Annotated in this window: 9 protein-coding genes; 4 read left to right on the top strand and 5 right to left on the bottom strand. The window is 64.1% G+C overall.

Translation table 11 applies throughout. From position 1 onward, the window contains the following. Positions 1–95 precede the first annotated feature (95 nt). Genes PQ457_RS13820 through PQ457_RS13805 form a run of 4 tightly spaced genes read left to right on the top strand, consistent with a single transcriptional unit; the run spans position 96 to position 5,637 of the window. On the top strand, positions 96–1,217 hold the full coding sequence (locus PQ457_RS13820) for a thiolase family protein (protein ID WP_273617383.1): 1,122 nt from the start codon (positions 96–98) through the stop codon (positions 1,215–1,217). Next, positions 1,217–3,523 carry a 3-hydroxyacyl-CoA dehydrogenase/enoyl-CoA hydratase family protein gene (locus PQ457_RS13815; RefSeq protein ID WP_273617382.1) on the top strand — a complete coding sequence of 769 codons (2,307 nt, stop codon included), beginning with the start codon at positions 1,217–1,219 and terminating at the stop codon, positions 3,521–3,523. The genes PQ457_RS13820 and PQ457_RS13815 overlap by 1 nt, the downstream gene beginning before the upstream one ends. Positions 3,524–3,547: 24 nt before the next feature. Continuing rightward, entirely contained in the window at positions 3,548–5,338 is a 1,791-nt protein-coding gene (locus PQ457_RS13810) for an acyl-CoA dehydrogenase C-terminal domain-containing protein (RefSeq protein ID WP_273617381.1), read from the top strand. Beyond that, positions 5,338–5,637 carry a polyhydroxyalkanoic acid system family protein gene (locus PQ457_RS13805; RefSeq protein ID WP_273617380.1) on the top strand — a complete coding sequence of 100 codons (300 nt, stop codon included), beginning with the start codon at positions 5,338–5,340 and terminating at the stop codon, positions 5,635–5,637. Before PQ457_RS13810 ends, PQ457_RS13805 begins: the two co-directional genes overlap by 1 nt. A 39-nt stretch (positions 5,638–5,676) precedes the next feature. Here PQ457_RS13805 and PQ457_RS13800 read toward each other — a convergent pair whose 3' ends face one another. The 5 genes from PQ457_RS13800 to PQ457_RS13780 are packed head-to-tail and all read right to left on the bottom strand — an operon-like array spanning position 5,677 to position 15,698. After that, positions 5,677–6,657, bottom strand: coding sequence for a polysaccharide deacetylase family protein (locus PQ457_RS13800; RefSeq protein WP_273617379.1), 981 nt, complete (start codon positions 6,655–6,657; stop codon positions 5,677–5,679). A 21-nt stretch (positions 6,658–6,678) separates the two neighbouring features. Beyond that, the gene (locus tag PQ457_RS13795) at positions 6,679–8,127 is read right to left on the bottom strand and encodes an efflux transporter outer membrane subunit (RefSeq protein WP_273617378.1); all 1,449 of its coding nucleotides are present in this window, start codon (positions 8,125–8,127) and stop codon (positions 6,679–6,681) included. 1 nt (position 8,128) lies between these two features. Beyond that, positions 8,129–11,332 carry an efflux RND transporter permease subunit gene (locus PQ457_RS13790; RefSeq protein WP_273617377.1) on the bottom strand — a complete coding sequence of 1,068 codons (3,204 nt, stop codon included), beginning with the start codon at positions 11,330–11,332 and terminating at the stop codon, positions 8,129–8,131. Then, entirely contained in the window at positions 11,329–14,481 is a 3,153-nt protein-coding gene (locus tag PQ457_RS13785) for an efflux RND transporter permease subunit (protein ID WP_273617376.1), read from the bottom strand. Before PQ457_RS13785 ends, PQ457_RS13790 begins: the two co-directional genes overlap by 4 nt. After that, complete coding sequence (locus tag PQ457_RS13780) at positions 14,478–15,698, bottom strand: efflux RND transporter periplasmic adaptor subunit (protein ID WP_273617375.1); 1,221 nt, start codon at positions 15,696–15,698, stop codon at positions 14,478–14,480. Before PQ457_RS13780 ends, PQ457_RS13785 begins: the two co-directional genes overlap by 4 nt. Between the last annotated feature and the right edge of the window lie 96 nt (positions 15,699–15,794).

The raw sequence follows: 15,794 nt of genomic DNA, 5'->3' as shown, positions 1-15,794 counted from the left end.
CCATTAGTGCAGAAGGGTGCGGGGCGCGATTCCCGTGCTACAACCCCGGCCAACAATCCGGCCAAAGGCCGATAATTCGACAAAAGGGATGTGCGATGCGTAATGTGGTGATTGCGGGCTACGCCCGTTCTCCTTTCCATCTGGCGGGCAAGGGCGCTCTGGCGCGGGTGCGTCCTGATGATCTGGCCGCCGATGTGGTGCGCGGATTGATCGCAAGGACCGGGGTCGATGTCGCCGCGCTTGAGGATCTGATTGTCGGCTGCGCCTTTCCCGAGGGCGAGCAGGGCTTCAACATTGCCCGCCTCATTGGCCTGATTGCCGATTTGCCGCTCTCGGTGGGGGGCATGACGGTCAACCGTTTCTGCGGCTCCTCGATGAGCGCGATCCATTATGCTGCGGGCCAGATCCAGCTTGGCGCAGGCGAAGTGTTCATTGCCGCGGGCGTTGAATCGATGAGCCGCGTGCCGATGATGGGCTTTAACCCGCTGCCTAATCCGGCGCTGGCCAAGAAGAGTGCGGCCTATCTGGGCATGGGCGACACGGCCGAAAACGTGGCGGCCAAATTCGGCATCAGCCGCGAGGCGCAGGAGGCCTTTGCCGTGGAAAGCCAGCGCAAGGCGGGCGAGGCGATCGCGGCGGGCCTGCTGGCCGATGAAATCGTGGCCGTGGGCGGCGTCGATGCCGACGGCACCCCGCGCCCCGGCACCACCGCCGAGGCTCTGGCGGGTCTGAAGCCTGCGTTCAGCGCGAACGGCACTGTGACCGCCGGTACGGCCAGCCCCCTGACCGATGGCGCCGCCGCCGTGCTGGTGTGCAGCGAGGATTATGCGGTCGCCAATGGCCTGCCCGTTCTGGCGCGGATCAAGTCGGTGGCGATCAGCGGATGCGCGCCCGAAATCATGGGCATGGGGCCGGTTGAATCGAGCCGCAGGGCATTGGCCCGTGCGGGCATTTCGGTGGTCGATCTCGATGTGGTCGAACTCAACGAAGCCTTCGCCAGCCAGAGCCTTGCCTGCATCGGCGAACTGGGGCTGGATGTGGCCAAGGTCAATATTGACGGCGGCGCGATTGCCATTGGCCACCCGCTGGGCGCCACCGGCGCGCGCATCGTGGGCAAGGCGGCCAGCCTTTTGAAGCGCACCGGGGGCCGCTATGCCTTGGCCACGCAATGCATCGGCGGCGGGCAGGGGATCGCTACGGTTCTGGAGGCCATCTGATGAAGAAACTCTGTGTGATCGGCGCCGGGACCATGGGCGCCGGGATTGCCGCACAGGCCGCCAATGCGGGCGTGCCGGTGCTGCTGCTGGATATTGTGCGCGACCCGGCGGACCGCAATGCCGTGGCGGCGGGCGCGATTGAGCGGCTGAAGAAAGCCGAACCGGCGGCCTTTATGAGCAAGGCTGCGGCCAAGCTGGTCGAGGCGGGCAATATTGAGGACGATCTGGGCCGGGTGGCGGAATGCGACTGGGTGATCGAGGCGATTGTCGAAAAGATCGAGCTGAAGCACGCGCTTTATGAAAAGCTGGAGGCGGTGCGCAAGCCGGGGACGGCGATTTCCTCGAACACTTCGACCATTCCGCTCGACCGCCTGATCGAGGGGCGCAGCGAGGCTTTCGCCCGTGATTTCCTCATCACGCATTTCTTCAATCCGCCCCGCTATATGCGCCTGCTCGAAATTGTGGCCGGGCCCAAGAGCGATCCCGAACTGGTGGCCCGCGTTTCCGATTTCGCCGACCGCGCCATGGGCAAGAGTGTGGTGCGCGCCAAGGACACGCCGGGTTTCCTCGCCAATCGCGTGGGGACCTATTGGCTTCAGGCGGCGATCAATGCGGCCTTTGATCTGGGCGTCAGCGTCGAGGATGCCGATGCCATCGGCGGCAAGCCGATGGGCGTGCCCAAGACGGGGATCTTTGGTCTGGTCGATCTGGTGGGCATTGACCTGATGCCTTATTTGAAGGCCAGCCTGACCAGCACCTTGCCCGCCGATGATCCTTATCAGGCCATCGCCCATGACCATCCGCTGATCCTGAAAATGATTGCCGATGGCTATACGGGTCGCAAGGGCAAGGGCGGCTTTTACCGGATCAACAAGGAAGCCGGGAAGGTCAAGGAAGCGATCAACCTGAGCACGGGCGATTATGCCAAGGCGAAGAAGCCTGTCTCGATTCCCTCGGCGGCGCAGAAGGATTTGCGCGCGCTGATTTCCGCGCCGGGCGTGGTGGGGGCCTATGCCTGGGCCGTGCTGGGGCCGACACTGGCCTATGCGGCGGGGCTGATCGGTGAGGCTTCGGATGATATCCTGGCCATCGATACGGCGATGAAGCTGGGCTATAATTGGAAATATGGCCCGTTTGAGCTGATCGACCGGATTGGCGTGGCCGATTTCGTCGCGCGTTTGCAGGCCGAGGGGCGCGAGGTTCCGGCCATCCTGACGACCGCCAATGGCCGCCCGTTCTATCGTGTCGAGGAAGGGGTGCGCCAATATCTGGGCGCGGATGGCGAATATCATGCCATTGTCCGGCCCGAAGGCGTGCTCTTGCTGGAGGACATCAAGGCGGCGTCGAAACCACTGTTGAAATCCGCCTCGGCGGCGCTGTGGGATATTGGCGATGGCGTGGTGGCGCTGGAATTTACCGGCAAGATGAACGCGCTCGACGGCGAGGTGATGAAGCTGATCGAGAAGGCGATTCCGCTGGTGGCCGAGCAGTACAAGGCGCTGGTGGTCTATAATGAAGGCTCGAACTTCTCGGCCGGGGCCAACCTTGGCCTTGCCATCTTCGCCATCAACATCGCCGCATGGGGCGAGGTGGAGAAGCTGGTCGCGGGTGGACAGAAGGCGTATAAGGCGCTGAAATATGCCCCCTTCCCGGTGGTCTCCGCGCCCTTTGGCATGGCGCTGGGGGGCGGGTGTGAAATCTGCCTCAATGCCGATGCGGTGCAGGCCCATGCCGAAACCTATATCGGCCTTGTCGAATGCGGCGTGGGGCTGATCCCCGGCTGGGGCGGATGCGGCGAATTGATGGTCCGCGCCGCCGAAAGCCCCAAGGCGCCCAAGGGGCCGATGCCGCCGGTGGCCAAGGCGTTCGAGACGATTTCGACCGCCACGGTCGCCAAATCGGCGGCCAATGCCAAGGAAATCGGCTATCTGCGTCCCAGTGACGGCATCACCATGAACCGCGACCGTTTGCTGGCCGATGCCAAGGCGCGGGCGCTTTCCATGGTCGAGGGCTATGCTCCGCCTGCGCCGCCCGTCTTCCGCCTGCCCGGGGCCAGCGGCAAGACCGCACTGGAACTGGCGGTCAAGGGCTTTCGTGCGCGCGGGCTGGCCACGCCCTATGACGAAGTGGTGGCCGATAAATTGGCCACCGTCCTGACCGGAGGGGATGCCGATGTGGTCGATACTGTAACCGAAGAGCAGCTATTGGCGCTGGAGCTGCGCGAATTCATGACGCTGGTGCGCGATAGCCGCACGCAGGCGCGGGTGGAGCATATGCTGACCACCGGCAAGCCGCTGCGCAACTGACGCCGGGAATACAGGAGAGGTTTTATGCAGGTCTATACCGCCCCCTTGCGCGATATGCGCTTTGTGCTCAACGAATTGCATCAGGATGACGGCTTTGGCGGGCTCTCGGTGCATGAGGAGTTTACCCAGGATCTGACCGATGCGGTTTTGGAGGAAGCGGCCAAAATCTGTCAGGACGTTCTGCTGCCCATCAACCTTTCGGGCGACAGTGAAGGCTGCCAGTACGAAAATGGCGTGGTGCGCACGCCCAAGGGCTTCAAGGAGGCCTATGACCAGTTCGTGCAGGGCGGCTGGGGCGGCCTTGTCATGCCGGTCGAGTATGGCGGGCAGGGCCTGCCTGAAGCGGTGGGCAAGCTGGTCGAGGAGATGATCTGCGCGACCAATGTGTCCTTCAGCCTCTATCCCGGCCTGACCGCCGGTGCGGTGACGGCATTGAACGCCTATGCCAGCGAGGAATTGAAGGCGGCCTATCTGCCCAAGATGATTTCGGGCGAATGGTCGGGCACGATGAACCTGACCGAGCCGCATTGCGGGACGGATCTGGGCCTGCTGCGCACCAAGGCCGAGCCGGTGGGCGATGGCAGTTACAAGGTGACGGGTTCCAAGATCTTCATCTCGGCGGGCGAGCAGGATCTGACCAGCAACATCATCCATCTGGTGCTGGCGCGTCTGCCCGATGCGCCCAAGGGGGTGAAGGGGATCAGCCTGTTCCTCGTGCCCAAGTTCCTGCCCGATGCCGATGGCAATCCGGGCGCGCGCAATGGCGTGCGCGCCAGCGGGATCGAGCACAAGATGGGCATCAAGGCATCGGCCACCTGTCAGATGCAGTTTGATGACGCCATCGGCTGGCTGGTGGGCGAGCCGCATCGCGGCCTTGAGGCGATGTTCACGATGATGAATGCCGAGCGTGTGGGCGTGGGCATTCAGGGGCTGGGCATTGGCGAGGCGGCCTATCAGTCGGCGGTATGGTATGCCAAGGACCGCTTGCAGGGGCGTTCGCTCTCGGGCGCGAAATACCCGGACAAGGCGGCGGACCCGATCATCGTCCACCCCGATGTGCGCAAGAACCTGCTGACCATGCGAGCCTATAATGAGGGCTGCCGGGCGCTGGGCGCATGGGTGGCGCGGGGGCTGGATGCCGAACGCCACGCCACCGACCCTGAGGTCCGCCAGCGGGCCGAGGATTTCGTCGCGCTGATGACGCCGGTGGTCAAAGCGCTGTTCACCGATCTGGGCCATGACAGCGCCAGTCTGGCGGTGCAGGTCTATGGCGGGCACGGCTATATCCACGAAAGCGGGGTCGAGCAGTATCAGCGCGATGCGCGTATCGCCATGATCTATGAAGGCACCAACGGCATTCAGGCGCTCGATTTGGTCGGGCGCAAGATGGGCGCGCATATGGGCCGCCTGCTGCGCAGCTTCTTCCATCCCGTCTCGGCCTTTATCGAGGAGAACAAGGGCGAAGGCCCGATGCAGAAGATGATCGAGGGGCTGGAAAAGGCCTTTGGCGCGCTGCAGCTTTCCACCGCGACGATTGCTGAAAAGGGATTGAAGGACCCCGAAGAGGCGGGCGCGGCGGCCACCGACTATCTGCGCCTGCTTGGCCTGGTCGGCATGGCCTATTGCTTTGCCAAATCGACCAAGATCGCGGGTCTGCAGATCTTCTTCGGCGCCGAGGACAAGGCGTTTTACGAAACCAAGATCAAGACCGCGACCTTCTTCTTTGAAAAGATCCTGCCGCAGGCAACCACCCATTTCCTGACCATCAAGGCGGGCAAGGGCGCGCTGATGGCCTTTGGTGAGGACGAATTCTGATGGATATCTCGATCCCCCACAGCCTTGGCCGCGCCGAGGCCAAGCGCCGCATCGAGGTGGGCCTGCCCAAGCTGGCTGCGCATATTCCGGGCGGGGGTGCGCTCGCTTCGGAATGGGCCGGTGATTATGTGCTCAACATGACGATCACCGCGCTTGGCTCGCGCATCCCCGTCTCGCTGACCATCGAGGAGGACCGGCTGAGCGGCAGCCTTGAGGTGCCCGCCCTGATGAGGATGATGCAGGGTCAGGTGGCTGAATTTGTAAAGCTGAGCGCGGGCAAGATGCTCGACAAAGCCTGATAAAAAGCGCGGCGGTTTTCAGAGCCGCCGCGCTTTTCCTCAATTCTTGTGCTGATCATTCTCCAGCTTGTTATATTCATCCTCGATCTGCTTGGGCGCATCCTGCCAGCTTGACCACGGCAGGCCCTTTTTCAGCGTATAGGACCAGCGCTCGATCCACTCGATCCCGTCCTTGCCGACATAGGGATCGCGCGTTTTATAGGCCGGATCGCTCATGGCCGCCTCCAGCGTGACGGGCTTGAGTCTCCGCCGTTTGAGGATCGCGGAAAGCTCATCAAGACTGTCGGCATTGAGCCGCGTGTCGTGGAGCAGCATGACAAAGGCGATCTGGCGCCCGAACAGCGCATCCGAAGCCTTTTGATACCAACTGATCGCGCGCTCGGTATAATCGAGATATTGGCGGCGCACCCGCTGCCGCCGCGCCTCGTCATGGCGGGCCAGCGCGTCTTCATAAGGTTCGGCAAACATCCAGTCGTCGGCATCGATCGTGACCGGCGCGATGCGATAGCCGTGCTTGCCCAACCAGTCATTGATCGCGCGTTTCACAGGCTCTGGCGCACCGGTTTCCAGATAGGGATGGCGGAACCAGTCCAGCTTCTTGCCCCGCGCGGCCAGCAATTCGCGCGTCACCGGCTCGCCCTTGGCAATATCGGCGATATAGCCCGCCGCGCCCAGATCGTTGGGCGATTCATGGCTGAACGTGTGATTGCCCAGATCCTTGCCGGCGTTCAGCCACAGTTTCAGATTGGTGATCTGGCGCGCGCGCACTGCATCGTCCAGCTTGGATTCGTTCACAAAGCCGATGGCGGGCATATGGTTGCGCCGCAATCCGCGCAGCAGGGTGCGGTTGATGTAATCCAGCCATGCCTGATCGTTGAACAGGCTCAATCCCGGCAAATCGTCAAAGGTCAGCGCGACCTTGCCCATTGGCGCAGGCGGCGGGGCCAAAGGTTGCGCCAAAACCGGCGCGGCACCGACCGTCAGCGCCAGTGCTGCCACCGCGCCCCAAACTCCACGCATGTTCAATATTCCCCCGTTCCATCACTTGACGGCAGGGTGCAGCTCCACACCATCCCGCCATTCGCCGCCGATGGCCTGTATCAGGGCCACGGCGGCGGTCTGTTGATTGACGGTATTCTGTATCAGATTAACACGCGCCGAATAGGCTGTGGATTGTGCGGAGGAAACGCTGGTGAAATCGACGGTTCCGGCCTGATACTGGTTGCGGATGATGGTTTCGGCGCGGGCCGCAGCGGCATTGGCGGTGGCGTAATAGGGCGCCTGCGCGCGATAGGCCGAGACCGCCGAGAGGTTGGTTTCCACCTCCTGAAAAGCATTGAGCACGCTTTGGCGATAGGTGGCCACGGCCGCATTATAGGCCGCGCGGGCCTGCGCCACCTTGGCCGAACGCGCGCCGAAATCGATCAGCGTTTCAGCAGCGCTCGCCCCCAGCGACCAGAGCGAGGTGGCCGCGCTGAGCAGATTGGTCATCGTGGTGGAATTGGACCCCACCGAGCCGGACAGCGTGATTGAGGGGAAGAAGGCCGAACGCTGGATGCCGATGGCCGAATTGGCGGCGGCCACCGATCTTTCGGCATTGGCGATATCGGGGCGGCGTTGCAGTATGTCGCCCGGCATCACGCCCGGCACGGCGGGAATCGCCGGATTCCACGCCGCCGGGGCCAGACGGAAGGTGGAGGGGTTTTCGCCCACCAGCACCGCGATGGCATTCTCGTAGGCGGCGCGCTGGCGCTCCAGATCGCGCAGGGACGCCTCGGCATTGGACAGGGTGGCCTGCGCGCTCTGCACATCGGCCTCGCTGATGGTCCCGGCGGAGAGCTTGTTGCGCGTGACTTCCAGCGAGCGGCGATAGGCCGCCACCGTCTCGGTCAGCATCGCCTTTTGCGCATCCACCCCGCGCAACTGGAAATAATTGGTGGCCAATGTGCCCCGCGCCGACAGCGTGGCATTGGCCAGCGTTGCCGCCGAGGCCTGCGCCTGCGCCTTGGACTGGCGCATCGTATCGGCCAGCCTGCCCCAGATGTCGGGGGTCCAACTGGCGCTGCCGGTGACGGAAATGGTGGTGCCGGTGCGCGTCACGCTGCCGCCGGACCCTGTGGTGGTGCCGGTGCTGTTGGCGGCGAATGTGCCGCTGCGCGTGTCGCTGGCGCTGGCGCTGATGGTGGGGAAGAGCGAGGCGCGGTTGGCGCGCACCACCGCTTCGGCCTGCGCATAGGCGGCGCGGTAATAGGCGACATTCTGATTGGTCACCTCGACCTTTTCCTCCAGCCCATCAAGCACGGGATCGCCAAACAGCTTCCACCATTGCCCCTTGGCCACATCGTCGGCGGGCATGGCGGGCGCCCATCCGGCATCGCCCTTGAAGGCGGCGGCGGGCGCAGCGCTGGTGGGCACATGGTATTTGGGGGCCATGCTGCAGGCCGAAAGGGACAGGGCGGTGGCAAGAGCCAGAGAGGTACGCTTCATCATATCAGGCTTCCAGAGGTTCAGCATCGCCATGGCGAGCCAGCAGATGTTCATGGGGAGAGCGGCGGCGCCATTTGTCCACCGCCAGATAGACCACGGGCGTCGTCAGCAGCGTCAGCATCTGGCTGACGATCAGCCCGCCCACGATGGCAATGCCCAGCGGGCGGCGCAATTCGGCCCCGTCGCCAAAACCGATGGCCAGCGGCAAGGCCCCCAGCGCGGCGGCCAGCGTGGTCATCAGGATCGGGCGAAAACGCAGCAGGCTGGCCTCGCGGATCGCCTCAAAGGAGGAGAGCCCGCGCGAACGTTCCGATTCGATGGCAAAGTCGATGATCAGGATCGCGTTCTTCTTCACAATGCCGATCAGCAGCACCACGCCGATCAGCGCGATAATGTCAAACTGGCCGCCCGTCACGATCAGCGCAAAGATCGCCCCCACGCCCGCCGAGGGCAGGGTGGAAAGCACCGTCAGCGGGTGGATCGCGCTTTCATACAGAATGCCCAGCACGATATAGATCGTGACGATCGCGGCCACGATCAGCAGCGGCATCGAGCTGGTTGACTGCTGAAACACCTTGGCCGTGCCGCCGAAATCGCCATGGACGCCCGCAGGCAGCGCCAGATCGGCCTGCGTCTTGGCGATGGTCTGCGCGGCCTGGCCCAGCGAAAGGCCCGGCGGCAGATTGAACGAGATGGTGGCCGAGGGTTCGCCGTCCGTATGGCTGACGCTGGCCGCGGTCGAGGCATTGGACCATGCCGCCACGGTCGAGAGCGGGATCTGGGTGGTGGCCGCGCTGCTCACCGCGCTGCCCCTGGCCGCATTGCTGCCCAGCGAGGCATTGGCATTGGTAGGCGTGGTGGACGAGGACAGGGTGCCCCCCACCGGCAGATAGAGATTGCCCAGCGCTTCGGGCTTGCCCGAATAGATGGGATCGGCCTCCATCACCACATGATACTGGTTCAGCCCCTGATAGATCGAGGCGACCTGCCGCTGGCCAAAGGCGTCATAGAGCGTCTGGTCGATGGTGTTCATCGTGATGCCAAGGCTGGCGGCGCGGTTGCGGTCCACGGTGACAAAGGCGCTGGCGCCCGCATCCTGCTGGTCGATGTCGACATCGGTGATCGCCTGCGGCTGGGCCTTCAGCGCCTTGACCAGTTTCTCGCCCGCCTCGCGCAGCATCTGCGCGCTTTCGGCGTGGAGGACATATTGATAGGTCGCGCTGGTCTGGCGCCCGCCCGCCATCAGGTCCTGCACCGGGTTGAGAAACACGCTGACCCCGCGCACCCGCGCCAGTTTGGGGCGCAGGCGGGCGATCACATCATTGATCGGCGGGCGCTCTCCGCGCGGTTTCAGATTGACGAACATAAAGCCCGAACCCGCGCGCCCGCCCCCGGTAAAGGCCACCAGCGTGGCGACGGCCGGATCGGCGCGGATGATATTGGCCGCCTGCGTCAGCTTTTCGGATGTGGCGGCAAAGGACATGGACTGGTCAACGCGCAGGCCGCCCGTCATCGCGCCGGTATCCTGCTGCGGCAAGAGGCCCTTGGGCGCGACCACGATCAGGAACACGTTCAAAATTACCGCGCCCAGCAACAGCAGCAGCACCGGCCCGCGATGATTGAGCGCCCAATCCAGCCGCCGGGCGTAACGCGCATGCAGCCCATCGAAAAATCGGCGCGAGGCGCGGAACAGGGCATTGTCCTTTTCCACCCCCGGCGCCACCAGCGCCCGGCTGGCCAGCATGGGCGTGACCGTCAGGCTGGCGATCAGGCTGATGCCCACCGCCGCCGTCATGGTCAGCGCAAATTCGCGCATCAACCGCCCCATCACCCCGCCCATGAAGATCAGCGGCACAAAGACCGCGACAAGGGACAGCGAAATGGACAGCACGGTAAAGCCCACCTCGCGCGCGCCGCGCAGGGCGGCGGTAAAGGGGGGCATCCCTTCCTCGACATGGCGGGCAATGTTTTCGACCACCACAATCGCGTCATCGACCACAAAGCCGGTCGCCACGGTCAGGGCCATCAGCGAGAGATTGTCGAGCAGGAAGCCCGACATATACATCACCCCCAGCGTGCCCAGCAGCGAGACGATCACCGCAGCCGCCGGGATAAGGGTCGCGCGCCAGCTTTGCAGAAACACGCTGACCACGATCACCACCAGCAGCGTGGAAACGAGCAGCGCAATCTCCACCTCATGCAGCGAGGAGCGGATGGTGATCGTGCGGTCGGTGGCGATGTTGAGCTTGATGTCGGCGGGCAGCAGCGCCTGCAGCCCCGGCACCTGCGCCTTGAGCGCATCGACCGTGGCCACGATATTGGCATCGGGCTGGCGCGTGATGATGATCGGCACCGACTTCTTGCCGTTGAACAGGCCCATCGTGCGCAATTCTTCCGGCCCATCGACCACGCGGGCAATGTCGGACAGGCGCACCGGCGCGCCATTGCGCCATGCGATCACCATGGGGGCGAAGTCTGCCGCCTTCAGCGCGGCGGCATTGGAGAAAATCTGCCAGGACAGGCCGCCCTTGGAAATGTCGATGCCTTCCAGCACACCTCTGGGCCGGTTCGCGCTGGCCGATTGCAGGGCGGTGCGCACATCCTCCAGCCCGATCCCGGCGCGGGCGAGTTGCATCGGGTTGATCTCGATCCGCACGCCGGGCAAGGCCGCGCCGCCCAACTCGACATTGCCCACGCCATTCACCTGAAGCAGCTTTTGCTGCACGATGTTCGACACCGCATCATAGATCTGTTCGGGCGTGCGGGTCGGGCTGGTCAGGGCAAGGATCAGGATCGGCGCGTCGGCCGGGTTCATCTTGCGATAGGTGGGGTTGGTTTTGAGCGTGCTGGGAAGGTCCGCGCGGGCCGCGGCAATGGCGGCCTGAACATCGCGGGCCGCCCCGTCAATGTTTCGGTTCAGGTCGAATTGCAGCACCACCTGTGTCGAGCCCAGCGAGGAGCGCGAGGTCATCTCGGTCACGCCCGCAATCGTGCCAAGGCGCCTTTCGAGCGGGCTGGCCACGGTGCTGGCCATGGTCGATGGGCTGGCGCCGGGCAGATTGGCCTGCACCATCACCGTGGGAATATCGACGCGGGGCAGGGGCGCGACGGGCAGTTGAAAAAACGCCGCAATCCCCGCCAGCGCCACACCGATGGTGAGCAGGATCGTGCCGACCGGCCGCCGGATGAAGGGGGCGGAAATGTTCACGCCGCCTGCTCCCCTTGCACGCGGCTCCGGCGGGTCTGACGCCGCTCGCGCCAGTTTTCAAAGGCGAGGAAGATGACCGGGGTGGTAAACAGCGTGAGCACCTGAGACAGGATCAGGCCGCCTGCGATGGACAGGCCCAGAGGCTGGCGCAATTCATGGCCCATGCCGCTGCCAAAGATCATCGGGATCGCGGCAAACAGCGCGGCAAAGGTGGTCATCATGATCGGGCGGAAACGCAGATGGGCAGCGCGTTTGATGGCTTCCTCGGCGCGCATCCCTTCCTCGCGCATGGCGGCGATGGCAAAGTCGATCATCATGATCGCGTTCTTCTTCACAATGCCGATCAGCAGCACGATGCCGATAATGCCGATCACCCCCAGCCCATAAGACGTCAGCGCCAGCGCGATCAGCGCCCCCACGCCCGCCGAGGGCAGGGTGGAGAGGATCGTGACGGGGTGGATGAAGCTTTCATACAGCACGCCCAGCACGATATAGACCGTGATGATCGCGGCCAGCACCAGCACCAGTTCATTGGCCAGCGCCGAACGAAACGCCGAGGCCGAACCGGAGAAATCCATGGTCAGCGCCGAAGGCATCCCCAGATCCTTGGCGACCTGTTCGATCTGGTCCACCGCATGGCCCAGCGAGACGCCCGGCGTGACATCGAAACCGATGGTGGCCGAAGGGAATTGCCCTTCGCGGGCCAGAACCAGCGGCGTGGTGCCCTCGCGGATCGTGGCGATGGTGCCCAGCGGCACCTGCGTGCCGGAGGACAGCGGGATATAGAGCTGCCCAAGGCTTTGCGGGTCGGACAGCATCTGCGGGCTGGCCGAGAGGATCACGCGGTTCTGGCTTGACTGGGTATAGATCGTCGAGATGATCCGCTGGCCAAAGGCGTCATAGAGCGCATTGTCGACGCTGAGCACCGAGAGGCCCAGACGCGCCGCCGCATCGCGGTTGACGTCCACGATCACGCTGCGCCCCTGGCCCAGCGCGGGGGCGTTGACATCGCGCAGCGCGCTTTCGCCTTTGAGCGCCTGCGCCAGCTTTTGCCCCCATGTGTTGACCGTATCCTGATCCGCACCATGCAGCGCAAAGCGATAGGGCGTCAGGCCCGTTTCGGTGTCGATGGTCAGATCCTGCACCGGTTGGAAATAGAGCTGGACCCCCGGCACCCCGGCCGCGCTGTCGCGCAGGCGGGACATGATGGCTTCCTGATCCTCCCGCGCGTTTATGGGTTTGAGGTTGATGACCATCCGCCCCTGATTGACGGTGGTGTTCGTGCCGTCCACGCCCACGCTGGAGGAAAGCGATTCCACGCCCGGATCTTCCAGCATTTTGGCCGCCACCTGCTGCTGCAACTGGGCCATGCGGGTAAAGCTGATGTCCTGCGCGGCGACCAGCGTGGCGCGGATCTGCCCGGTGTCTTGCGTTGGAAACAGGTTTTTCGGGATCGCCCAGAACAGCGCCGCCGTCACCACCAGCGAGGCGGCAAAGACCAGCATGGTCAGGCCCGAACGCTCCATCACCCAGCCCAAAGCGCGGGCATAGGCGGCGGCGAGGCGGTCGAATTGGTGCATCGCCTTGTCCACGATGGCAAAGCGGCGCTCCTCGTGTTCGGGCCGCAGCCAGCGCGCGGCCAGCATCGGCACGGCGGTCAAGGCCACCAGAGCCGAAAGCGCGATGGTGACGGCCAGCGAAATCGCAAATTCGCGGAACAGCCGCCCCACCACATCGCCCATGAACAGCAGCGGGATCAGCACGGCAATCAGGCTGACGGTCAGGCTGATGATGGTAAAGCCGATCTCGCTGGCACCTTTCAGGGCCGCGTCAAAGGGCTTCATCCCCTCCTCGACATAGCGGGCGATATTCTCGATCACCACAATGGCATCATCGACCACAAAACCGCTGGCGATGGTGAGCGCCATCAGCGTCAGATTGTTGATCGAAAAACCCAACGCCCACATCGCGGCAAAGGCCCCGACCAGCGAAAGCGGCACCGAAATCGCCGCCACCATCGTCGCGCGCAGGCTGCCCAGAAAGAGGAAGATCACCAGCACCACCAGCAGCACGGCCAGCACCAGTTCAAACTGCACATCCTCAACACTGGCGCGGATGCCCTCGGTGCGGTCGGTCAACACCTTGACCTTCACATCGGCGGGCAATTGCGCGGTCAGATCGGGCAGAGCCGCCTTGATTGCATCGACCGTGGCGATGACATTGGCGCCGGGCTGGCGCTGAACATCGATGATGACGGCGCTCTGCCTGTTCATCCAACTGGCATTGCGGGTGTTTTCCGCCCCCGCCTCGACGCTGGCCACGTCGGACAGGCGGATCGGGGCGCCATTGGCATAGGAGACGACCAGATTGGCGTAATCCTTCGCGCTGCCCAACTGGTCATTGGCGTCGATGGTCCAGCTTTTGGTGGCCCCGTCAAAGCTGCCCTTGGCCATGTTGACATTGGCGTTGGAGATGGCGCTGCGAATGCTTTCAAGGCTGAGGCCCCGCGTGGCCAGTGCGCCGACATTGGCGATGATCCGCACGGCGGGGCGCTGTCCGCCCGACAGGCTGACCAGACCAACGCCGGAAACCTGCGCTATCTTGTTTGAAAACTGCCGCTCGACAATCCCCTGCACCTCGCCCAGCGGACGGGTTTTCGAGGACACGCCAAGGGTGATGACCGGCGCGTCGGCCGGGTTCACCTTGGCATAGACCGGCGGCGCGGGAAGGTCGGAGGGCAACAGGCTGTTGGCCGCATTGATCGCCGCCTGCACCTGCTGTTCGGCCACATCCAGCGCCATGCCCAGATCGAACTGCAGCGTGATGACCGATGCCCCGCCCGAGGAATTCGAGGTCATGCGCGTCAGGCCCGGCATCTGGCCGAACTGGCGCTCGAGCGGGCTGGTCACGGTCAGCGCCATCACATCCGGGCTGGCACCGGGATAGAGCGTGCGGACCTGGATCGTGGGATAATCCACCTGCGGCAGCGCCGAGAGCGGCAATTGCTTCCACGCGATGAAACCGGCCAGCAACAGCGCGATCATCATCAGCGTGGTGGCCACGGGGCGCAGGATGAAGGGCCGCGACGGGCCGCCCATCATCTTCTCGGCGGGAAGCTCGTCCCGGCCGGGTTCGACGGGCGCGCTCATTGGGCCGCCTTGCGCTTGCCTTTATTCTCTGCGCCTCCGGGGCCGTCAGGGCCGCCCTTGCCGCCCGCCAGACGCACGCTCGAGCCGTCATCGAGCCCATCCGCGCCCTCGGCCACGACCAGTTGGCCTTTGTTCAGCCCGCCCAGAATCGCGGTGTTCCGCCCATCGCTGGGGCCGACCTTGACCACGGTCAGCTTCACCTTGTTGTCGGGCTGGACCACGAACACGAAATCGCCCGGTGCGCCGTGCCGCAGCGCCGAAACCGGCACCACCGGCACCTGATGCAGCGTATCGACCAGCATCTTCACATTGACGAACTGATTGGGGAACAAAGCCTTCACCGCCGCCGGATTGGCAAAGCGTGCCTTGGCCTTGATCGTTCCGGTGGTGGTGTCGATCTGATTGTCAAAGGTCGAGAAGGTGCCCTTGGCCAGCTCGCTCTTGCCATCCTGATCATAGGCGATCACGGGCAGGCCGGACCCCTTGGCGGCAATCGCGTTCAATTGCCCCTGCGGCACGGTAAAGGCCACATCGATGGGATCGGTGCGCGTGACCGTGGCAATGCCCGCCGTGTCCGAAGGGGTGACAAAGGCCCCGACCGAAACCTGACGCAGGCCGATGCGGCCCGAGAAAGGCGCCTTGACCGCCGTATATTGCAGATTGAGCCGCGCAGTGCCCACTGAGGCGCGGTCGGCGGCCACGGTGCCTTCCAACTGGCCCACTGTGGCGCGCTGGGTATCAAGCGTCTGGCGCGCGACCGAATCCTGCGAGGCCAGCGTTTCATAGCGCTTGAGGTCCAGCTTGGCCGAGTTCAACTGGGCCATATCCTTGGCCAATGTCCCTTCGGCCTGCGACAGGGAAAGGCGATAGGGGCGCGGGTCGATCTGGGCGATCACCTGACCTTCACGCACCTGCTGGCCCTCCTTGAACAGGATGGCGAAAACCGTGCCCGAAAGCTGGCTGCGCACGGCGGCCGAATCGATGGGCGTCACCGTGCCGATGGCGTTGACCTCGACCGGCATATCGCCAAGGCCGACAGGCACCGCCGAAACCGCCGCCGCCGGACGGCCTGATCGCGCATTCTTCTGCGCCCCGGCGCCCGCAAACCATTTGCCGATCAGCGCCACCGCCACCAGCCCCAGCACCACCAGCGCATAGGCCAGCCAGGGTTTGCGGCGGGGCCGGTCGTCTTCATAATAGGGCGCGGTGTCGGACATGGTGGCACACTCCATCGGCAAAAAGGCCGGTGTTTCAAAGGACGTCAGGACGCAGGCAAGCGATCCACAGCTTGCCCATCCGTTACATTGGGCAGA

It is taken from the genome of Novosphingobium humi (genome assembly GCF_028607105.1).
Classification (GTDB): domain Bacteria; phylum Pseudomonadota; class Alphaproteobacteria; order Sphingomonadales; family Sphingomonadaceae; genus Novosphingobium; species Novosphingobium humi.
Note: the sequence above shows the minus strand (reverse complement) of the source record. Positions and strands in the feature narration are given on the sequence as shown.

Coding starts and splice junctions, on each gene's coding strand:
- PQ457_RS13820 (WP_273617383.1), top strand. CDS start 96: ATGCGTAATGTGGTGATTGCGGGCTACGCCCGTTCTCCTTTCCATCTG.
- PQ457_RS13815 (WP_273617382.1), top strand. CDS start 1,217: ATGAAGAAACTCTGTGTGATCGGCGCCGGGACCATGGGCGCCGGGATT.
- PQ457_RS13810 (WP_273617381.1), top strand. CDS start 3,548: ATGCAGGTCTATACCGCCCCCTTGCGCGATATGCGCTTTGTGCTCAAC.
- PQ457_RS13805 (WP_273617380.1), top strand. CDS start 5,338: ATGGATATCTCGATCCCCCACAGCCTTGGCCGCGCCGAGGCCAAGCGC.
- PQ457_RS13800 (WP_273617379.1), bottom strand. CDS start 6,657: ATGCGTGGAGTTTGGGGCGCGGTGGCAGCACTGGCGCTGACGGTCGGT.
- PQ457_RS13795 (WP_273617378.1), bottom strand. CDS start 8,127: ATGATGAAGCGTACCTCTCTGGCTCTTGCCACCGCCCTGTCCCTTTCG.
- PQ457_RS13785 (WP_273617376.1), bottom strand. CDS start 14,481: ATGAGCGCGCCCGTCGAACCCGGCCGGGACGAGCTTCCCGCCGAGAAG.
- PQ457_RS13780 (WP_273617375.1), bottom strand. CDS start 15,698: ATGTCCGACACCGCGCCCTATTATGAAGACGACCGGCCCCGCCGCAAA.